Source organism: Burkholderia sp. JPY481, from assembly GCF_038900515.1.
GTDB lineage: Bacteria > Pseudomonadota > Gammaproteobacteria > Burkholderiales > Burkholderiaceae > Paraburkholderia > Paraburkholderia youngii.
On record NZ_JAYMRT010000005.1, the window covers coordinates 423,024 to 444,056 of the forward strand.

General features: G+C 63.1%; 20 protein-coding genes and 1 tRNA gene. 15 read left to right on the forward strand and 6 right to left on the reverse strand.

Annotated elements, in window-relative coordinates; all coding sequences use genetic code 11:
• Positions 1-286 precede the first annotated feature (286 nt).
• Positions 287-982 carry a response regulator gene (locus VSR82_RS16260; protein ID WP_368586710.1) on the forward strand — a complete coding sequence of 232 codons (696 nt, stop codon included), beginning with the start codon at positions 287-289 and terminating at the stop codon, positions 980-982.
• 34 nt (positions 983-1,016) lie between these two features.
• Here VSR82_RS16260 and VSR82_RS16265 read toward each other — a convergent pair whose 3' ends face one another.
• Positions 1,017-2,984: an ATP-binding response regulator gene (locus tag VSR82_RS16265; RefSeq protein WP_498857907.1), complete on the reverse strand. Its 1,968-nt coding sequence runs from the start codon at positions 2,982-2,984 to the stop codon at positions 1,017-1,019.
• Between the two features lie 529 nt (positions 2,985-3,513).
• On the opposite strand from VSR82_RS16265, the gene VSR82_RS16270 reads away from it, so the two are divergent.
• Positions 3,514-3,966, forward strand: a complete 453-nt coding sequence (locus VSR82_RS16270) for a hypothetical protein (protein ID WP_498857908.1) — start codon at positions 3,514-3,516, stop codon at positions 3,964-3,966.
• A gap of 164 nt (positions 3,967-4,130) precedes the next feature.
• Here VSR82_RS16270 and VSR82_RS16275 read toward each other — a convergent pair.
• The 4 genes from VSR82_RS16275 to acs form a co-directional block, all read right to left on the reverse strand.
• Positions 4,131-4,221 (reverse strand) — tRNA-Ser (locus tag VSR82_RS16275).
• A gap of 70 nt (positions 4,222-4,291) precedes the next feature.
• Positions 4,292-6,310: a sodium:solute symporter family protein gene (locus VSR82_RS16280; RefSeq protein ID WP_498857909.1), complete on the reverse strand. Its 2,019-nt coding sequence runs from the start codon at positions 6,308-6,310 to the stop codon at positions 4,292-4,294.
• Positions 6,311-6,314: 4 nt separating this feature from the next.
• Positions 6,315-6,743, reverse strand: a complete 429-nt coding sequence (locus VSR82_RS16285) for a DUF4212 domain-containing protein (protein ID WP_368586706.1) — start codon at positions 6,741-6,743, stop codon at positions 6,315-6,317.
• A gap of 156 nt (positions 6,744-6,899) precedes the next feature.
• Complete coding sequence (gene acs / locus VSR82_RS16290) at positions 6,900-8,882, reverse strand: acetate--CoA ligase (RefSeq protein WP_429460323.1); 1,983 nt, start codon at positions 8,880-8,882, stop codon at positions 6,900-6,902.
• A gap of 462 nt (positions 8,883-9,344) precedes the next feature.
• Here acs and VSR82_RS16295 point away from each other — a divergent pair, with 462 nt between their 5' ends.
• From VSR82_RS16295 to VSR82_RS16335, 9 genes are all read left to right on the forward strand, one after another.
• Positions 9,345-10,247 (forward strand): DMT family transporter, encoded by a 903-nt coding sequence (locus VSR82_RS16295; RefSeq protein WP_410851652.1) that lies wholly within the window; start codon positions 9,345-9,347, stop codon positions 10,245-10,247.
• Positions 10,248-10,454: 207 nt separating this feature from the next.
• Positions 10,455-11,024 carry a TIGR00645 family protein gene (locus VSR82_RS16300; protein ID WP_217709947.1) on the forward strand — a complete coding sequence of 190 codons (570 nt, stop codon included), beginning with the start codon at positions 10,455-10,457 and terminating at the stop codon, positions 11,022-11,024.
• 48 nt (positions 11,025-11,072) lie between these two features.
• On the forward strand, positions 11,073-12,596 hold the full coding sequence (locus VSR82_RS16305) for a fumarate hydratase (RefSeq protein ID WP_184138591.1): 1,524 nt from the start codon (positions 11,073-11,075) through the stop codon (positions 12,594-12,596).
• A gap of 199 nt (positions 12,597-12,795) precedes the next feature.
• Positions 12,796-13,275 carry a bacterioferritin gene (gene bfr, locus VSR82_RS16310; protein WP_013089002.1) on the forward strand — a complete coding sequence of 160 codons (480 nt, stop codon included), beginning with the start codon at positions 12,796-12,798 and terminating at the stop codon, positions 13,273-13,275.
• Positions 13,276-13,439: 164 nt separating this feature from the next.
• Positions 13,440-14,327 carry a glutamate racemase gene (murI, locus tag VSR82_RS16315; RefSeq protein WP_429460326.1) on the forward strand — a complete coding sequence of 296 codons (888 nt, stop codon included), beginning with the start codon at positions 13,440-13,442 and terminating at the stop codon, positions 14,325-14,327.
• Between the two features lie 146 nt (positions 14,328-14,473).
• A complete protein-coding gene (locus VSR82_RS16320; RefSeq protein ID WP_026228088.1) occupies positions 14,474-14,731 on the forward strand; it encodes a (2Fe-2S)-binding protein in 258 nt (85 codons plus the stop codon).
• Between the two features lie 330 nt (positions 14,732-15,061).
• Complete coding sequence (locus VSR82_RS16325; RefSeq protein ID WP_498857910.1) at positions 15,062-15,799, forward strand: energy transducer TonB; 738 nt, start codon at positions 15,062-15,064, stop codon at positions 15,797-15,799.
• Between the two features lie 28 nt (positions 15,800-15,827).
• Entirely contained in the window at positions 15,828-16,559 is a 732-nt protein-coding gene (locus VSR82_RS16330) for a MotA/TolQ/ExbB proton channel family protein (RefSeq protein ID WP_498857911.1), read from the forward strand.
• A 16-nt stretch (positions 16,560-16,575) separates the two neighbouring features.
• On the forward strand, positions 16,576-16,995 hold the full coding sequence (locus tag VSR82_RS16335; RefSeq protein WP_368586700.1) for an ExbD/TolR family protein: 420 nt from the start codon (positions 16,576-16,578) through the stop codon (positions 16,993-16,995).
• 426 nt (positions 16,996-17,421) lie between these two features.
• On the opposite strand, the gene VSR82_RS16340 is transcribed toward VSR82_RS16335, so the two are convergent.
• Entirely contained in the window at positions 17,422-18,429 is a 1,008-nt protein-coding gene (locus VSR82_RS16340; protein WP_176123511.1) for a LysR family transcriptional regulator, read from the reverse strand.
• A 122-nt stretch (positions 18,430-18,551) separates the two neighbouring features.
• On the opposite strand from VSR82_RS16340, the gene VSR82_RS16345 reads away from it, so the two are divergent.
• From VSR82_RS16345 to hemP, 4 genes are all read left to right on the forward strand, one after another.
• A complete protein-coding gene (locus VSR82_RS16345) occupies positions 18,552-19,430 on the forward strand; it encodes a pirin family protein (protein WP_498857912.1) in 879 nt (292 codons plus the stop codon).
• 147 nt (positions 19,431-19,577) lie between these two features.
• Positions 19,578-19,976, forward strand: coding sequence for an OsmC family protein (locus VSR82_RS16350; protein ID WP_429460335.1), 399 nt, complete (start codon positions 19,578-19,580; stop codon positions 19,974-19,976).
• An 86-nt stretch (positions 19,977-20,062) separates the two neighbouring features.
• Positions 20,063-20,548 (forward strand): SRPBCC family protein, encoded by a 486-nt coding sequence (locus VSR82_RS16355; protein ID WP_368586698.1) that lies wholly within the window; start codon positions 20,063-20,065, stop codon positions 20,546-20,548.
• 187 nt (positions 20,549-20,735) lie between these two features.
• Positions 20,736-20,996: a hemin uptake protein HemP gene (gene hemP, locus VSR82_RS16360; RefSeq protein WP_368586697.1), complete on the forward strand. Its 261-nt coding sequence runs from the start codon at positions 20,736-20,738 to the stop codon at positions 20,994-20,996.
• The last annotated feature ends 37 nt before the right edge of the window (positions 20,997-21,033 follow it).

Genomic DNA, 21,033 nt, shown 5'->3' on the forward strand with positions numbered 1-21,033 from the left:
GTGTAGTTCTTGCAGAAAAGCGCGACTGCAAATGGAATTCGTTTGAAGCCAAAGGGCTCGGGTTTGTGGCTGACCATTGCTGGCAGGAGGAAACCTCCGACGCTTACAAAGCGTGGGACGTCGTATAGGGGACTGTCCTAGGTCTATCGGAATGCTGCGTAACTTGCCTATCAAATCGATGGAACGAAACGCGAGAAGAAAGGTGCGATGAGCAGATCGTCCCCCGAAAGGGAGGGATTCCAGATCCCCCCAATGGAGCTACGATGGTCAAGACCGGGGAGGTGTCATGGACAATCTGTTTTTTCGCCGCGTTTTGCTGGTCGAAGACGAGGGGCTAACGCGCTCGGCGATGAAAAGCCTGATCCTCAGCTCGGAGCCGACGCTCGATATCGATGAAGCCGGCAGCTATGACGAGGCCGTCGAACGGTTGCAGCGCGACGCTTATGACCTGATCTTTCTCGACTATCAGCTAGGGCGCGAGCACACCGGGCTCGAGTTGTTGCATTGGGTGCAGCAGCAGGAACTGTCGTTACACGTCGTGATGCTCTCCGCGCGCGATGATCGCGAAACAGTGCTCGACTGCATCAAGAATGGCGCGGGTGGCTTCATTTCCAAAGCCAGCGAAGAAGGCGGCGCGGTATTTCGCGAAGCCTTACAAACAATTCTGAACGGACGCGTGTACCTGCCCAATAGCGTGCTCGGCAAAGGCGGACACACCCCACAAGCGCCGGCGCCCAGCAAAGGCATTCCGATCGACTCGCTGAATCTGCCGCCGCGACTCGCGCAGACCTTGCGCTACGTGCTGCATGGACTATCGAACAAGGCGATCGCGCGAAAAATGTGCATTACGGAGAACACGGCGAAAGAGTACATCAGCGATTTGTTGAGCCGTTTCAATGTATCGCGGCGCACGTTCCTGATCGTCGAGATGGCGCGCCGTGGCATCGAGATTCCCACCGCCGCGCAAGCATCGGCAACCTGAGGCGCTGGTTATACGCAAACGCCATGCGCAAGTACTAGACGACACTGCGTTGACGGCTCGCCAGTTCGACCATGCGCGCCGCCAGCGTTTCGGCGGAAAGCGGCTTGCTGAGTATGCAACGCTCCGGCAAAACGCCCTGCGCATTGATGCCGGCCTCGCCGGTGATGACGAGACATGGCACCGGCCGCGGCAATTGCACTGCAATCATATGGACCACGTCGTGCGCCGTGTGGCGCTGCGGCAGCCGATAGTCGGTAATCACGAGATCGGGCAAGCGTTCGATCGTATGCACCAAAGTCTCCAGCTCGGCGAGTGAATTCGCGGAATCGAACAACACGCCCCACTGCCCGAACAACGCCTCCGTCGACGCGCGCACCAGCCTGTCGTCTTCGACCAGCAGGATATACAGGCCGCGCAACGAAGCCCGCGAAGGCGCGACGTCCGTCATCGGCACAGCCACTTCGGTGCCGGCTTGCGCAACCGGCAAACGAATCGAAAAGCGCGAGCCTTTGCCCTCGATCGACTTGAACTCCATCCGGTGACCTTCCATCAGCGACACCGCGGCATTGACGATCGATAGCCCGAGACCCAAGCCTTTTTCCCGATCGCGTTCGGGATTGCTGATCTGCACGAAGGGTTGGAAAATCGCGTCCCAATGCTTCGACGCGATACCGATGCCGTTGTCGACGACATCGACGCGCACGTAATTGCGCATGCGCACGATCGCGACGATGACGGCGCAACGTCCGGCCTTCGCGCGATCGGCGTACTTGATGCCGTTTGAAACGAGGTTGCTCAGCACGCGCGGAATCCAGTCGGCGTCGGTCCTGACCATCGCGCAGTTGCGGCCGCCGCGCGAGTAGCGCAGCTTCACGCCGAGACTCGCCGCGAACGGCGCCAGCTGCTCGACGACATCCTGCGCGACGCGGTCCAGATCGACACCCGAATAGCTCGGTTTGACGTGGCCCGACTCGAGCTTCGACAGATCGAGCACGGCATTGAAGAGCCGCGCGCTCAGCGCCGACGCCTTGCGTGCATCGCCGATCAGTGCGGTCGAAGTCTCGATGTCGTGCTTCGCGAGCGCCTCGTCGGCAGCCGCGAGGAACATGTTCAGCGCGTGCATCGGCTGCCGCAGATCATGCGCCGCCGCGGCGAGAAAGCGCGATTTGGCGCGGCTCGCCTGCTCGGCGGCTTCTTTCTGCTGCTCGCGCAACGCCATCAGCGCATCCGAGCGCGTTTGCTGCTCGCGCCGCGCCTGCTCCAGATCCTGATGCTTGCGCGCGAGTTCCACATTGGCATCCTGCAACGCGCCATTGCTGTGCGCGAGCGCCTGCACGGCGAGATAGCGATCGCGCACATGCCGCTCCGCATTCACGTTCACGCTATGTCCGATCACCACGACGTTGGCGATGTAGAACATGCCCGCCCAGAAGAGGTCCGGATCGATTCCTTGCGACACAAGCTGGGCCAGCAGGATCGCGCCGGTTGCGCCGAGCGTCAGCAGTAACGTCGCCTTCGCACGCAAACGCAGAAAACCGAATTGATAGAACAGGATCAGGTAGAAGCCGACGAAGAAATGGGTGTAGTTGAAGGGCCGTGGTGCGAGGAAAGTCTGCACGGTCAGGCAGACGAACATGACCGCCATCCCGGACAGCATGACCCGATGCGCAGTCTCATCGCGCACGAACGTCGGCCGGAACGACAGCACGATTGCGGCCGTTGCGGCGAGCGTTCCCGCGACGCGGAAAAAGAAGATCTCGGCGAAGTACGGCCGGAATGCCTCGCTATGACGCGCAAGACTGATCTCCCACCAGCCGAAGCACATCCACACCAACGTACCGAGAATGATCGCCGCGCGGCGGAAATCGGCGAAACCGCGTCCATATTCGATGGTGAACTGGCGCTCGACCTCGGGGTCGGTAAAACGCGCGGGCCAGCACAATGTTTCGACGAGCCGCGCGATGAATGTCGCGAGCGCGGGCTGCTGTTGCAGGCGTTTCAAGGCAGACGCCTGCGGCAAGCTGAACAGGTTCATCGTCGTTGGTCGCGATCGGCGCTGGCCGGGCGCGTTGATGAAGGTAGCTCAATCATTCTAGGTCGCGCCTTCCCCCCGAACAATCGGCGCATCGGCGACCGCTGGGCGGCGTACGTTTTCGACGCTCGATTCCGCGGCTTATTCACTGATCATGTAAATCGCCGACACGAGGACATAGCCGGGAATGCGCGGAAATGCCGACGCATCCATCGCCCGCGATCCTGGTTTTCCTCATATGGAAGCGGCTGTCGGGCACGGCCAAGGCCGAGCACTCATTGGGCGTGCAAGCGATCTCTGCGTGACCTACCTGCAATTGAAACGGCTCCGCTTGGGGGGAGACGGTCCCCCCGGAGTGTGGGTTTTGCTCGAAGACGGTTAGGTCGATAGTGAAGCTCATCGAGAGACGGCCGCTCCTCGACCGAACGTACCGTTTGACACACCCTCAACAGCACGAATGGACGACCCCTACAGCGCGGCCAGCAAGGAGGTACTTAACATGAAAAACCCACTTATCAAACGCGCGGTGTTCGCCTTCGCAGCACTCATGACCCTCGAAGCTGCGTGCAGCATGGCTTTGGCTGCTACGCCCGTAGAGGGTGTCGTCATCGCGGGTGCGGATGCATCGGTGACGGCGAGCATGGACTCCCATGGCGCCCAGCCAGCGGACGTCAACGGAGGCCGGCTTACACTGACGCTGCAAACACCGTCAGGGGGAACGTCGCGGCTCACTTACGTCAATGAAGACGGTTGGCGGCTTGAAGAGCGCGCCGTGCCATTGAAACAGGACGAAGCGCGAATCACTCCCGCGTCGACTGAGCGACAACAGGAGGCGGCAAGATCGGATCGGCCCATGACCGTTTTCATCGACGGTCCGTCGGGCTTCACTTATGTTTGGGTAGCGGATCAGGGATGGAAGTTTGTCGGGCGATTGTCCGACCGGAATCGATGATCGATACGCAGGCATCAACACGCAAGCGCGATGGGCGTTTTGCTTGATCGTTACGCGCTGGAGGTCGTGCTGCAGGAAGAAATCACTGGCTGGCTAAGCTGTGACCAACCCTAAGGCTTTCGGAGTGTCTGGCTTGGACTGGTGGGCTGCCAGAAAAGGCAGTTTGGCGGAGAGAGGGGGATTCGAACCCCCGATAGGCTATTAACCTATACACGCTTTCCAGGCGTGCGACTTAAACCGCTCATCCATCTCTCCGGCGGGGAGCCGAATTATAGCAAACTTCGCGCCGTGCGCCACACCCCCGCCAACGCCGCGAGAAAACCGCCTACGGATGCCGGATATAGTCGACCAGCGCGATCGTATAAGCGTCCGCTTTGCGATCGATCAAACTCACCCCGATCGCCACGAGAAACCCCGCCGGCACGCCGAACACGCCCGAGCTGATCGGCTCGATGCCGAACCAGCGCGCGCCCGTGAAGCCCGTCATCTGCGTGAAGAACGGATACGTCGACACGATGTAGTAGATGCACACGACGAGCCCCGCGACCATCCCCGCCACCGCGCCGAAGCGCGTGGTGCGTTTCCAGAACACGCCGAGCACCAGCGCCGGAAACAGACTCGACGCCGCCAGCGAAAACGCCGCGCCGACCAGAAACAGAATATTCCCCGTATTCAGCGACGCCACATACGACGCGAACAGCGCGACACCCAGCAGCAGAATCTTCGAGATCGTCACGCGCCGCTGGCTCGACGCATTCGGATCGACCATGTGGTAATAGACGTCGTGCGACAACGCATTCGCGATCGTCAGCAGCAGACCATCCGCGGTCGATAGCGCCGCCGCCAGCGCCCCCGCCGCGATCAAGCCCGACATCACATACGGCAGCCCCGCGATCTCGGGCGCCGCGAGCACGACCATATCGGGCTGCATCTGGATCTCGCTCCAGCGCACGATGCCGTCGCCGTTCGTGTCGGCAAGGCCGATCAGGCTCGGTTCGACCTTGCGCCATTGCATCAGCCACTGCGGCAGATCGGCAAAATGATGGCCGACCAGATTCGACAGGATCTCGTACTTGATCAGCACCGCCAGCACCGGCACGGTCAGATAGAACAGCGCGACGAAAAAGAGCGTCCACCCCACCGAGCGGCGCGCCGACGCGACCGACGTCGTCGTGTTATAGCGCGTCAGGATATGCGGCAGGCTCGCCGTGCCAAGCGACAGACACAGCAGCAGCGACAAAAAGTTACGCGCATGCGTGCTCCGGTCTTCATCGGCGACAGCAGGAAACGGTTCGTGCATTGGCACCGGGGCGGTCGCCCGCATCAGCATGTCGTCGCGCTTCTGGCTCCAGACGATCTGGGCAGCGGCGGCATCGCGCGGAAACTGTTCGAGCGCACGCTCACGTTCCTTGATCTCGCGCAACGGACCGTTATGGCGGCGCAGATCGCCGACCTCCTGCGTGAGCCGCTGCTTCTCGTCGATGAACGATTGCGGCAGCGTATCGAGCCGCATCTGCATCAGCGCGGCACGGCGTCGATAGTCGTCGCGCACGCGCTCCTCGAGCGGCGCGTCGCGCACCTGTTTCTCGAGCCCTTCCATGCGCTCCATCAGGCGCCCATAGCTGAATTGCGGCACCCAGCCGAGGCCGTCCTTGTGGGCGATCATCGACACCGGGATCAGCATCGCGAGGATCAGGATGATGTACTGCGCGACCTGGGTCCACGTCACCGCGCGCATGCCGCCCAGAAACGAGCACACCAGAATGCCCGCGAGCCCGCAGAAAATGCCGACCGCGAAATCGACGCCGATAAAGCGCGTCGCGATCAGCCCGACACCCTGAATCTGGGCGACCAGATAAACGAACGAGCACAGGATCGCGGCGAGCGCCGCGAGGCCGCGCACCGCGTTGCTCGAATAGCGCGTGCCGAGAAAGTCGGGAATCGTGTAGCGCGCCAGCTTGCGCACATACGGCGCGAGCAGGAACGCAACGAGACAATAGCCGCCGGTCCAGCCCATCAGGTACGCGAGGCCATCGTAGCCGGTCGCGTAGATCGAGCCCGCGAGACCGATGAACGACGCGGCCGACAGCCAGTCGGCCGCGGTCGCCATGCCATTGAACGCCGACGGCACGCGCCGCCCGGCCACGTAGTATTCGACCAGATCGGACGTGCGCGACAGCACGCCGATCACCGCATACACCGCGATCGGCACGAACAGGAACACATAGCCGATCCACACGCCGGGACCGGTGCTGCGCTCGATGCGCCACATCACATAGACGAACAGCAGAAAGCCGAGCGTATAGAGCGTGTACGAGCGGATCAGCCGATGCGTGAGCTTCATCGGTTCAGCGTCCGCGCGCGGCCGGCGCATCCGTGCCGACGTTGACTTCATCGTTCGCGCCGCGGGTGGAATCCGCGGCGGGAGCGCTTGCGGCATCGCGCTGCGAATCCGCTTCGAACGCGCGCTGCAACTGACGATCGGCGCGCTGCATCAGCACGATATAGACGACGATCAACGCGAGGTAGATCAGGATCGCGCCCTGCGCGCCAAAGTAGAACGGCAGGCTGAAGCCGCCAACGCGCACCTGCGCGAGCGCGGGCGCCAGCAACGGCACGACGAAGGAGACGAAGAAACCGAGCGTCATCAGCACCGCGATCAGCGCGAGGTTGAAGCGCCAGTACTTGCGATGCGCGAGCGCCATCGCCGCCGAGACCGGAGGCGGTTCGGGCGGGGGGTTCAACGTGGCATGGGAGGATAGGTGCGGCGCGGCCATGCGCCTATGTATCAAAAAGGCAACGGCGAGGCAATTGGGATTGTCCGCCCAATGACATGGTGCAGGCCGTCCGCTCGAACGACGGGTCTGCTCGATACACCGGCAGGTGTGTCGATCGACACACCGCCGCCGTCCAGCGGACCCGCTTACAACGCTTTAAATCGACTCGCCGAGCTGGTCGAGAATCGCCGGGTTTTCCAGCGTCGACACGTCCTGCGTAATCTCCTCGCCCTTCGCGAGCGAGCGCAACAGACGACGCATGATCTTGCCCGACCGCGTCTTCGGCAGGTTCTCGCCGAAGCGGATGTCCTTCGGTTTCGCGATCGGACCGATCTCCTTGCCGACCCAGTTGCGTAGTTCGTTCGCGAGCTTGACGGCCTCTTCGCCTTGCGGACGCGCACGCTTGAGCACGACGAACGCGCATACCGCCTCACCGGTCGTCGCATCGGGGCGGCCCACCACGGCAGCTTCCGCGACGAGCGGATTGGCGACCAGCGCCGACTCGATCTCCATCGTGCCGAGACGATGGCCCGACACATTCAGCACGTCGTCGATGCGGCCCATGATCGTGAAGTAGCCGGTTTCCTTGTCGCGCACCGCGCCGTCGCCGGCGAGGTAGAGCTTGCCGCCGAGTTCCTCGGGGAAGTAGCTCTTCTTGTAGCGGTCCGGATCGCCCCACACGTTGCGCAGCATCGCCGGCCACGGACGCTTGACCACCAGAATGCCGCCCTGCCCGTTCGGCACGTCCTGGCCCGTTTCGTCGACGACCGCGGCCATGATGCCCGGCAGGGGCAGCGTGCACGAACCCGGCACGAGCGGCGTCGCGCCGGGCATCGGCGCGATCATGTGGCCGCCGGTTTCGGTCTGCCACCACGTATCGACGACCGGACAACGGCCGCCGCCGACGTTCTCGTAGTACCACACCCACGCTTCCGGATTGATCGGCTCGCCGACCGTGCCGATGATGCGCAACGTCGACAGGTCGTAGCTCTTCGGATGCACTTTCGCGTCGGCCTCGGAGGCCTTGATCAGCGAGCGGATCGCCGTCGGCGCCGTATAGAACAGCGTGACCTTGTGCTTCGCGATCATCTGCCAGAAGCGTCCGGCGTTCGGATAGGTCGGTACGCCTTCGAACATGACCTGCGTGCCGCCGAGCGTCAGCGGTCCGTACGTGATGTAGCTATGGCCGGTGATCCAGCCGATGTCGGCGGTACACCAGAACACGTCGGAGGGACGCCAGTCGAAGGTCCACTTCAGCGTTTGCGCGGCCCACAGCAGATAGCCGCCAGTGCTGTGCTGCACGCCCTTCGGCTTGCCGGTCGAGCCCGACGTATAGAGGATGAAGAGCGGATGCTCGGCGTCGACCCATTCGGGCGCGCACTGGTCCGACTCGCCCTGCGTGAGTTCGTGCATCCACAGGTCGCGCGCCGCGTCCCACGCGACCTTGCCGCCGGTGCGCTGGTACACGATCACGCTCTTGACCTTCTCGCAGCCACCGAGCGCGAGCGCTTCGTCGGCGATGCTCTTCAGCGGCAAGGCCTTGCCGCCGCGCATCTGTTCGTCGGACGTGATCAGCGCGACCGCGCCGACGTCGACGAGCCGCTCGTTGAGCGACTTCGACGAGAAGCCGCCGAACACGACCGAGTGCGTCGCACCGATACGCGCGCATGCCTGCATCGCGACGACGGCCTCGATCGACATCGGCATATAGATGACGACCGGATCGCCCTTCTTCACGCCGCGTTTTTTCAGCGCATTCGCGAAGCGCGATACGCGTTGCAGCAGATCCTGATAGGTGACGTTGGTGACGGTGCCGTCGTCGGCTTCGAACACGATCGCGACGCGCCCGCCGTTGCCCGCCTCGACGTGACGGTCGATGCTGTTATACGACGCGTTCAGCTGGCCGTCCTCGAACCACGTGTAGAACGGCGCCTTCGATTCGTCGAGCACCTTCGTAAATGGCTTGTGCCAACTGAGCGTCTCCTTCGCAAGACGCCCCCAAAAGCCTTCGTAGTCGCGCTCCGCTTCGGCGGCGAGCGCCCGGTACGCGTCCATGCCAGAGATCGTGGCACCCTTCGCCGTGTCAGCGGAGGGCGGAAAAACGCGGCGTTCCTGAAGAACCGATTCAATCGCAGACATCGACAACCCCTTGGTGAAGATGAAAAACGGAAAAACCTGTACCGGCGCGCATCGCGCGCGCGCCTTATCCTGTTCGAGCCGCCACGAGCGGCGCTGCCTCCCACCTCGCAATGCCGTCAAACGCGCGTGCGTGCGGCATCGCAACATCCGTGCTTGCGGGCGCCCTGCTCGATCCATCACCCGCGTCAGGCTCAACCATAAGCGCCGCAACTTACCGGCCACTTACGTGCATCGTGTTGATCTGCAAGCGAAAACCCTTAGATCGGGCGAGCCACCGACGTGCTTGCACGTTGATCAGACGAGATGCGCGCGGAAAAGATCGCCCGTTCTACGTTCATCCGCAGCACATCGCATGCCGCTGATGCGAACCAAATGCACCCTCCGGTCGCCCGCTTTCGCACCCTTACGCCCGGTCGCACGGCCTCTTACAATGCTAACTGAACTAGCCGTCCGGATTCCAGCTTGAATCGCTACGCCCTGCTTCTCATTACCTCGATGCTGCTGGTCGGCAGCAATGTCGGAATCGGTAAATCGATCGTCGCCTTCGTTCCCGTCCCGCTGTTCGCGCTGCTGCGTTTCGTGATCGCGATGGCCGTGCTATGGCCGCTCCTGCGCGTGACAAAACTGCGCCGCGTCAAACGCGACGAATGGATCAACCTGTTTTTGCAAGCGCTATTCGGCACCTTCGGCTTCACGCTGCTGATGCTCAACGGCGTCGCGCGCACCAGCGCGGTCGCGGCCGGCGTGATCACGAGCACGATTCCGGCGGTCGTCGCACTGCTGTCGTGGCTGATCCTGAAGGAGCGGCCGGATGGCCGCGCGATCGCATCGATCGTGCTGGCGATCGTCGGCGTCGTCGTCATCAATGTCGCGCACGGCGAGGCGGGCGCGTATGCGACGGCCGGCACCGGCTCGCTCGCGGGCAACTTCATGGTGCTCGGCGCCGTGTGCTGCGAATCGCTGTACGTCATCCTGTCGCGCCGCCTCACGCAGACGCTCGCGCCGATCGACATCTGCGCGTACACGCATCTGTTCGGCCTGTTGCTGATGCTGCCGCTCGGCGCCGGCGCGCTCGCGCATTTCGACTATCGCGCGGTGCCGTCGAGCGTCTGGATGCTAGTGCTGTGGTACGGGCTGTCGGCGAGCATCTTCTCGTTCTGGCTGTGGATGAAAGGCATCCGCCACGTGCCAGGCAGTCTCGCCGGCGTGTTCAGCGCGGTGCTGCCGGTCGCCGCGGCGCTCTACGGCATCGTGTTCCTCGGCGAGCGGCCCACGCTCGCGCACGGCATCGCGCTTGCCTGCGTGGTCGCGGGTATCGCTCTCGCGAGCCTGAAGGCGCGCAGCGTGCCGCCGGTCGCATCGTAATTCCAGTATGGCCGGCGCGCTGCCCGCCGCGGAGCAGCAGATTCGACCGACGCTGTACAATACGGCGCCCGACGCGAGTCTCGCGATCCTTCGATGGCCGCGCCCCGCGCCGCCGTCGGCGCCTAGCCCGTGTTACATCACCCCCGCTTCATCTGACCGTTGCCTATGTCCGCTTCGCGACCCGCCTCTGCCCGTCCGCGCCGCCCTATGCGCGCGCTGCCCCACCTCGTTTTCATGAGCCGTTGGCTGCAGGTGCCGCTGTATCTCGGGCTGATCGTCGCGCAGGCAGTCTACGTCGTGCTGTTCCTGAAGGAAGTCTGGCATCTGGTGTCGGACGCGATGAAGCTCGACGAAACCAGCATCATGCTCGTCGTGCTGGGCCTGATCGACGTGGTGATGATCTCGAACCTGCTGATCATGGTGATCATCGGCGGGTATGAAACGTTCGTGTCGCGCCTGGGCCTCGACGGCCATCCGGACGAACCGGAATGGCTCGATCACGTGAACGCCGGCGTGCTGAAAGTAAAGCTGTCGATGGCGCTGATCAGCATCTCGTCGATCCATCTGCTGAAGACCTTCATCAGCCCCGACCAGAACACGACGCACACGATCATGTGGCAGGTGATAATCCACGTCACGTTCCTCGTTTCCGCGCTCGTGATGGCGCTCGTCGACCGCCTCACCACGCACACGCATCCCAAGCATTTCGAAGAGCCCGCGGCATTGCACGCCGTGGGCGGCATCAAGGTTTCCACTCCCCTGAAGGCGCAAGACTGACCGCACGCGCTGCGATCCGACAACAAGCGCCTCCCCACTGAGCTAGCCATGACCGTCATCAAACAGGAAGATCTGATCCAGAGCATCGCTGATTCGCTGCAGTACATCAGCTACTACCATCCGCTCGACTACATCGAAGCGCTCGGCCGCGCATACGAGCTCGAACAGAGCCCGGCAGCGAAAGACGCGATCGCGCAGATCCTGACCAACAGCCGCATGTGCGCCGAAGGCAAGCGCCCGATCTGCCAGGACACCGGCATCGTCACGGTGTTCGTGAAGGTCGGCATGGACGTGCGCTGGGACGGCGCCACGATGAGCGTCACCGACATGATCAACGAAGGCGTGCGCCGCGGTTACCTGAACCCGGACAACGTGCTGCGCGCCTCGATCGTGAGCCCGCCCGAAGGCGCGCGCAAGAACACCAAGGACAACACGCCGGCCGTGATCCACTACGAGATCGTGCCGGGCAACACCGTCGACGTGCAGGTGGCGGCCAAGGGCGGCGGCTCGGAGAACAAGTCGAAGTTCGCGATGCTGAACCCGTCGGACTCGATCGTCGACTGGATTCTGAAGACCGTGCCGACGATGGGCGCCGGCTGGTGCCCGCCGGGCATGCTGGGCATCGGCATCGGCGGCACCGCTGAGAAAGCGATGGTGATGGCGAAGGAATCGCTGATGGACCCGATCGACATCCAGGACGTGATCGCACGCGGCCCGAAGGACTGGATCGAAGAGCTGCGCGTCGAACTGCACGAGAAGGTCAACGCGCTCGGTATCGGCGCGCAGGGTCTCGGTGGCCTCTCCACTGTGCTCGACGTCAAGATCATGGCTGCGCCGACGCACGCCGCGTCCAAGCCGATCGCGATCATCCCGAACTGCGCGGCGACCCGCCACGCGCACTTCACGCTCGACGGTTCGGGCGTCGCCAGGCTCGAAGCGCCGTCGCTCGACGCATGGCCGAAGGTGCACTGGGAACCGAACACGGAAACCAGCAAGCGCGTCGATCTGAACACGCTGACGCCGGAAGAAGTGGCCGGCTGGAAGCCGGGCCAGACGCTGCTGCTGTCGGGCAAGATGTTGACGGGCCGCGACGCCGCGCACAAGCGCATTGCCGACATGCTCGCGAAGGGCGAGAAGCTGCCGGTCGATTTCACCAACCGCGTGATCTACTACGTCGGCCCGGTCGATCCGGTGCGCGACGAAGCGGTCGGCCCGGCAGGCCCCACCACCGCGACGCGGATGGACAAGTTCACCGAGACGATGCTCGCGCAAACGGGCCTGATTTCGATGATCGGCAAGGCCGAGCGCGGCCCGGTCGCGATCGAGGCGATCAAGAAGCACAAGGCCGCGTATCTGATGGCTGTCGGCGGCGCCGCGTATCTCGTGTCGAAGGCGATCCGCAGCGCGAAGGTGCTCGCGTTCGAAGACCTCGGCATGGAAGCGATCTACGAGTTCGACGTGCAAGACATGCCGGTCACGGTCGCCGTCGATTCGAACGGCACCTCCGTGCACCAGACCGGCCCGAAGGAATGGCAGGCCAAGATCGGCAAGATTCCGGTCGCCACGGCTTAATGAGTCGCGATTAACGCCACTCGGATCAGTCGAAAAGCCGGGGCTGCGGTCCCGGCTTTTTTTTGCCGCATCATGCATGCGCAAGGCGCCGCACGTACGAGGCCGCGAACGGCGCCAAAAGTTGTGACGGATTCTTGGCTTTTTTGGGCATGGCGTTTATTGTTGTTGGAAATTCAAGGTCCCCGAAAAAGGAAATAACATGCAAGGCGACAAGAAGGTCATCGAATATCTGAACGCGCAGCTGAAGAACGAGCTGACCGCGATCAACCAGTACTTCCTGCATGCGCGGATGTACGGCCACTGGGGCCTCGACAAGCTCGGCAAGCACGAGTACGACGAGTCGATCGGCGAAATGAAGCATGCCGACATGCTGATCGAACGGATCTTCATGCTCGACGGTCTGCCGAATCTACAGGACCTGCACAAGCTGCTGATCGGTGAGGAAACCAAAGAGATCCTCGAATGCGATCTGAAGCTCGAACAGGTTTCGCAAAGCACCTGCAAGGAGGCGATTGCCTACTGCGAATCGGTGCGCGATTTCATCTCGCGTGAAATCTTCACGAAGATTCTCGACGACACCGAAGAGCACATCGACTGGCTCGAGACCCAGCTCGATCTGATCGACAAGGTCGGTATCCAGAACTACCAGCAAAGCGCGATGGGCTCGGTCGAGTCGTGAGCGAGGCACGTTGAAGCATCCCGCGCGGTAGCGGCCCAATGCCTGCCCAGCAGGCATTCGCGCCGGACCGTACCGCGTGGGCGATATACTTGCGCGCCTGCTCGCGCTTCGCCGCTGGCTCCGCCCGTTTCTTCGACCGCCACGTCACGCTCGTTTTCTTCACTATGCCCGTCCCCGCGCCGTCCCCGACTGTCCGCAGTGTTGCCGCTGGCGCCGCGTCGCAGGCGCCGATCGGTATTTTCGATTCGGGGCTCGGCGGACTGTCGGTGCTGCGTGCGGTGCGCGCGCAACTGCCTGACGAGGCGCTGCTGTACGTCGCCGATTCTCTGTACGCGCCCTATGGCGAGCGCGACGACGACTTCATCACCGACCGCACGCTAGCCATCGGCGAATGGCTCGCCGCACGAGGCGCGAAGGCGCTCGTGGTCGCGTGCAATACGGCGACCGCGCAGTCGATCGCGCTGGTGCGCGAAAAGCTGCCGATTCCTCTCATCGGCGTCGAACCGGGCGTCAAGCCCGCGGCACTGCAATCGAAAAGCCGCGTCGCCGGCGTGCTGGCGACCCAGGCGACGTTGCGCAGCGCCCGCTTCCAGGGGCTGCTCGAACGCTACGCCGCCGATTGCCGCTTTCTGTGCCAACCCGGGCACGGGCTCGTCCAGGCGGTCGAGCGCTGCGACGTCGGCTCGGCCGAGCTGCGCGCACTGCTGCGCAGCTACCTGCAACCGATGCTCGACGCCGGCGCCGATACGCTGGTGCTCGGCTGCACCCATTACCCGTTTCTCGACGCGGCGATCCGCGACATCGTCGGCGAGCGGCTCGCGCTGATCGACACGAGCGTGGCGATCGCGCGCCAGCTCGAACGCGTGCTCGAGCAGCACGGCCTGCGCGCCGCCCCGCCGGCCGCAAGCACGCCGCCACCAAGCTTCTACTCCACCGACGACGGCATCCATCAGCAGCAACTGGCCGCCACACTGCTTCGGATCGAGGCCGTGGTCGAGCAGGTATCGATACCGTCCCGCCGCACGGCCGCATCGGATTCCCGCGCCGCGTAGAGCTAGATCAGGGCGCCCGCTGCCGTTCCTCCGACGGAATCCATTCTAAGAGGCTGGTTTTGTTACAAAAAATCGCACGGGACGCTTGCCAAACGAATCAAACAAAATGATAATAATTCGCATTAACGTTAGCTATGACGCCTGCCATGATCGTCTGTGTCTGCAAATCCGTTTCCGACCGCACAATCCGCTCCTCGATTGCGGACGGCATCGACTCGTTCGACGAGTTGCAGTTTGAACTTGGCGTCGCCTCGTGCTGCGGCAAGTGCGAGGAATCCGTGCGCGACGTGATGCTGCAAAGCGGCGTGTGCGCGAGTCGTTGCGGCGTGGTCGAGCGTCATCAGCAGGTGCAGAGCGTCGCCGAGGTTGTGCAGGTCACGTTCTACGAGCGCAAGGCAGCTTGAGTTAGCTAGCGGGGCGCGGTGCAAGCCGTGTCGGTGTGTCCTAAAGCCCCCTATACTTCATGCACGTTTAATGTAACGCCTAATGCGACATTGAGAGTGCCGCATATCTGCAACACAACCGCAGTACAGTCCGCCGTACCGCGTTATCCCACTGCCGTCAGCAAGCCAGGATTCGTACCAGCCAGCTACCCCGCTCTCCCTTTCGAGAGGAGTCCGAGATGGAATTGCTGATTGGTTTCGTGACTACTTTGTTCATTTCGCTGCTGATTTTCCGAACATGACGATGTCCTGTCCGCCGCGCCGCCCGAACGGTGCGCTGCCACACTGACCATGCAGGCTCCGCACCCCGTTACCGCAGGCGCCCCGCTGGCGTCGTCTACCCGTCCGAATTCCCGCGCACTGGCGGCCACCGCCTTGGTCGCCGTGGTTCACGTCGCGCTGCTCGCCGTGATCATGACGCTGCGTCACGAGCCTGTGCAGGTCGCGCTCGAATCGCGCGTGATGACCGCCGAACTGCTGCCGCCCGCACCAGTCGCCGCGCCGGTCGCGCTGCAATCGATCGCACCGCCGCCGCCTCAGCCGACACCGCCCGTCCATACGAAGCCCAAAGTCCAGCCGAAGCCAGCGCCCACGCCGAAGCCGACGCCGACCCCGTTGCCCGAGGCCGCTGCGCCGTCGCCGACGCCCGTCGCGGCGCCCGATCCGACACCGCCCGCGCCTGCCGCACCAGCGACGCCGCCCGCCGCGGCAGCGCCCGCGATCGGCAAACAGACGATGGACATCAGCGCGCCAAAGAACGTGTCGCATCTCGATTGCAACATCGCCCATCCGGACTACCCCGCGCTGTCGCGGCGCCGCGGCGAGGCCGGCACGGCGTACGTCCATTTCGTGGTCGGCCTGACCGGCAAGCTCGAAGGCATCGAGTTGAAGAAGAGCAGCGGCTTTAGCCGTCTCGACGACGCGGCCGTCGCCGCCGTGCGCGCGAGCGCCTGCAAACCGTATCTCGAGAATGGCGAGCCCGTCAGGGCCGCGTACACCCAGCCTTTCAACTTCAATCTCACCGACTGAAGCAAGCTTTCAAAAACAAGGAATTGCGATGCAAAACTACGGATTGGCGCACGTGTGGGCGCAAGGGGATTTCGTGACGCGCGGTATCGCGCTCGCACTGTTGATCATGTCGGTGATGTCGTGGAGCGTGATCGTCGTCAAAGGCTGGAATGTGGTGCGTCTGAAGCGCCTGACGAAGAACGCCGAGCAGGCATTCTGGCATTCGGACGATCTCGCCGACGGCGTGAAGAAGCTCGGCGGCGGTGCCTCGACGCCGCATCACAACCCGTTCCTCGCACTCGCGCTGTCGGGCCAGGAAGCGGCCGACCATCATCACCAGACGCAGCCGCATCTGCATGACCGCATGGACGTGTCGGACTGGATCACGCGCTGCCTGAAAGACACGATGGACGAAAGCGTCGCGCGCATGCAGAGCGGTCTCGCGATTCTCGCGTCGATCGGCAGCACCGCGCCGTTCGTCGGCCTGTTCGGCACCGTGTGGGGCATCTATCACGCGCTGCTCGCGATCGGCGCGAGCGGCCAGTCATCGATCGACCGGGTCGCCGGCCCGGTCGGCGAAGCCCTGATCATGACCGCGTTCGGTCTGTTCGTCGCGATTCCGGCGGTGCTCGGCTACAACGCGCTGACGCGCGCCAATAAGGCGGTCGTCGCGAAGCTGAGCCGTTTCGCGCACGGCCTGCATGCGTTCTTCGTAACGGGTGCCCGTCTGTCGTCGACCAAGCGCGGCGACGGCCTGCGTCTCGCGACCCGCGCCAACTGATCGACGAGGCATTCCGATGGCAATGAGCCCTTTCGCCGGAGACGATGACGACGGCCTGATGAACGAAATCAACATGACGCCGCTCGTCGACGTGATGCTGGTTCTGCTGATCGTCTTCATGGTGACGATTCCGGTGATCCGCCACGCGGTCAAGATCGATCTGCCGCATGCGAGCAGTCAGAAGGAAGACACGAAGCCCGCGCAGGTGACGGTGTCGATCGACGCGGACGGCAACGTGCTGTGGGACAACACTAAGGTCGACGACGCGGCGCTCGCCGCGAAGATCGCCGCGGCCTCGCAGGCGAGCCCGCAGCCGGAGCTGCATCTCGATGCGGACCGCAAGGTGCCGTACGAGAAGGTCGCTCAGGTGATGTCCGCCGCGCAGGCTGGAGGACTGACGAAGATCGGTTTCGTCACGCAGCCCAAAGCGAAGTAACGGGTAGCGTGACACTCGAAGCAGAACGCTCGTCCACGCGAAAACCATGTTGAAACACGGCCCAAAAGTAAAAGGCCTTCATCGTTGGATGAAGGCCTTTTTTGTGCGCGCTCGGCGCCTTCGGGCGGCGGGATCATTTGCCATCGGCCGAAGACTGATAGCTTTTATCACCGCATGCGAGGGCCGTGGTCGACACGGACAACGCGGTCAGCCCTATCAGGCCCGCTATGATAGCGGCCATGAGTTTTCGCATAGGAGACTCCTTAGCGAAAGGGATTTCACTATATTCCTGTGCGCGCGCGCATTCAAGCAAACGGCCATTGAAAGTAACCATAACAGGCCACGCTTAAATGCTAAAAGCGATTTGCGAAGCGCGATAGCGCCCGCAGCGTACCGTGCGACTCTTGAGTTTCCTCGAGCTTCTTATCAAGCCACCGTCGACGCAACCGGAGCCGCCGCCGCAACCGATGCCTGCGCCACCGTTTTGTTGCCGTGCGCCGGACACTCGCCCATGATGTGCTTACCTTCATCCGGATCGAGCATCTCGACCAGATAATCGACGAACGCGCGCACCGCCGGCACCATGCCCTGACGCGATACGAACACCGCGTAAAGTTGCGGCGTCGGAAAACTCCAGCCCGGCATCACCGGTGACAACAGCCCTGCCCTCAGCGCGGCGCCATACATCATCTCGGGCAATGCGGCGATGCCGACACCGGCGAGCACCGCCTCTCGAATCGTCATCAGGTCGGCGGTCACGAGGCGCGGCTCGTGTTCGTGAGCATGGCGCGTACCGTCGGGCGAGATCAGGTTGTACACGTGGCGGCCGTCGCTCGTCGGTACGTCCAGTGTTTCGAAGCGGTTCAGGTCGGCCGGCGTCAGCGGCGGCGCATTCTGCTGCAGCAGGCTAGGCGCGCCGACCAGCATCTGCTCGGTGCGCCACAGCGGCCGCACGACGATGTTCGCGTTCTCCGGCGGATCTGAACGCACGCGCAACGCGACGTCGATCGAATCCTCGAACAGATCGACCACGCGATTGGTCACGCGCATCACGACGCGCACCTCCGGATAGCGGTGCATGAATTCCGGCAGGATCGTCGACAGAATCGTCTGCGAGATCGTGACCGGCACGCTGACGCGCACCGTGCCGCGCGGCGACGAGCGCAGCTGCTGCACGACATTGACCGCCGCCTGCGCTTCGCTGAGCATCGCCTGACAGTGCTGGTAGAACAGCTGCCCCGCTTCGGTCAGCGCGAGCTTGCGAGTGGAACGCTGCAACAGCCGAACGCCGAGCGACGCTTCCAGCTCCGTGAGCCGGCGCGACAGGCGCGACTTCGAGATGCCCAACACCCGCTCGGCGGCCGAAAATCCGCCATGTTCGACGACCTGCGAAAAGTACATCAGGTCGTTCAGGTTGTGTGAATCGATCTTCATCTCATCGTTCCATGAACAGAACAATCCATTGCTGAGGGGTGGCTGGCACCGCGAAAAACGGTCCCTATAATAGCTCCATGTTTCAGAAATAATGCTATTCCCCATTTTTCGAGGTGATATTGATGACTACGTCACGCACGATCGAACGCACGTTTCCGTCGGTTCGCACGGTGGAAGGCGGCGGATTCGTCGTTCATCGGCCGTTTCCGACGCGTCTCCTGATGGACTTCGATCCGTTCCTGCTGCTCGACGAAATGGGGCCGGTCGACTATGCGCCGGGCGAGGCCATCGGCGCGCCCGATCATCCGCATCGCGGCTTCGAGACGGTCACCTATGTGCTCGAGGGCCAGTTCGGCCACAAGGACTCGGCGAGCCATTCGGGCACGCTGCACGCCGGCGACGTCCAGTGGATGACAGCGGGCGCGGGCGTCGTGCATAGCGAAATGCCCGACCCGGAATTCACGCGCACCGGCGGCCGCGTGCACGGCTTGCAGTTGTGGGTGAACCTACCGCGTCGCGACAAGATGATCGCGCCGCGCTACCAGGAGATCCCGTCGGCACGTATCCCTGTCGCGACGTCGGAAGACGGCCAGGTGCGCGTCAAGGTCATCGCGGGCGAAGCGCTCGGCGTCAAGGCCGCGATCGAAACGCGTACGCCGATCCTGTATCAGCATTTCTCGCTGCAGCCCGGCGCGACGATCCGTCAGCCGGTGCCGGCCGACTATCGCGTGTTCGCGTATGGGCTGTCCGGCAAGGGCGTGTATGGCGAAGGCGAGGCGCGCGCCGGCATCGACGCGCGCACGATGGTCGTGTTCGCCAACGACGGCGACGCGGTGACGATCACGGCCGGCGACGAACCGCTCGAAGTGCTGCTGCTCGGCGGCGTGCCGCTGAAGGAGCCGGTCGTGCGCTATGGCCCGTTCGTGATGAATACCGAGGACGAGATCCGTCAGGCGGTGGTCGACTATCAGGCCGGGCGGATGGGCGCGATCACGCATTGACAGGCTAACGCGCGCCGCCAGATCGTCCCTCTCGGGGCGCGAACACCGGTAAATTCGGTCACAATATCGGCTCATGTCGCGCGGGCCGCGTTGATTGCAACAGTCCGCGGCGCGCGACCCAATATGATTCCTATCACAGGAGCGCGCATGGCAGAGCCCACCGTCACCGCCCACATCGGTTCGACGAATTTTCAGGTCGTGTTCGACGACGGCAAGCACACATGGATTGCCGACGAGCCCGAATCGGTAGGCGGCGGCGACCGCGGCCCGACGCCGGTCTCGCTGCTGCTGTCGAGCCTCGGCGCGTGCACGTCGATCACGCTGAAGATGTATGCGCAGCGCAAAGGCTGGCCGCTCGCGGGCGTACGGGTCAAACTGTCGATGGAAACCGGCGACGCGGGTTCGACGATCGACCGTCAGATCATGCTCGATGGCGACCTGTCCGACGAGCAGCGGGAACGGCTTTTGCAAATTGCCAATGCATGCCCGGTGCACAAGATCCTCACGCACACGATCTCGATCCGCTCCGCGCTCGCCGTCGCTTAACAGGCGCACCAGACGATGCATAGGACGGTCGGACGTCGCCCGTTCGGGCCACGGGCATTGCAATATTTTCATAGGACGCAGTCGACTTGAATTTCGAACACCTCATTCAGATCAACGATCCGTTGAATCCCCTCGTCGAATCGATGACCCGCGAGCAGTTGTGGGAAGGTCTCGTGTTGCGCGCCGAGCAGCCGCAACTGTTCGTGATGGGTCTCGACAGCTGCACGATCCTGTCGCGCGACGGCAATGTGCTCGAGCGTGAGTTGCACTACGGCCAGGCCACCGTGCGCGATCGCGTCACGCTGCGGGAAAGCGACAGCGTGCGCTACGACATCCTGCCGACCGCCGAGCACGTCGGCGGCTCACTGACGATGACGATCGAGCAACCCGACGAACTACAGCTGTTCCTGCGCTTCGAGTACGCGACCACGCTGCCCGTCTCGACCACCGATCAGGACGCCGTGCGGACACAGGAGATCGTCAAGTCCGCGTATCGCGAGAACGATATCGATACGGTGCGGCTGATCCGCCAGTTCGTCGCGACCAAACAGGAACCGGGACCGTTGCACTGAGAAACCGCGCGGGCGTCCTGCCCGCGCCGTCGCGGGGCCATGTCCACGATGGCCCCCCACGGTCGTCGTTTAGGCGCACATTTCATTCAGCTATCAAAAGTTCAATCCGATCAATTTCACGAGCTTGTAAATAGGAATAGTTATCATTTAAAATCCTCCCATCGAATCAACGAACAAGCTGAAACGAATGACCGATATGACTCGCTCCACCACGCTCAGCCTGCGCCGCTCAGCGGCCGCGCTGACCAGTCGCCCGAAGCCGTCGACGACGACCGCGCCCGCGGCGAAGCCCACCGCGGAACGCACCACCGGCCAGGGCGAGACGGCGGAACGGGTCGTGCGCAGCGACGCGCTGCTGCAAGGCCATAGTCACATCAGCATCGTGCACAACGGCGAGACGTACCGGTTACGTGCGACGCGCCTCGGTAAGCTGATCCTGACGAAGTAGCAACGCAACGCGAACGAAGTAAGTACTGGGTATTGTG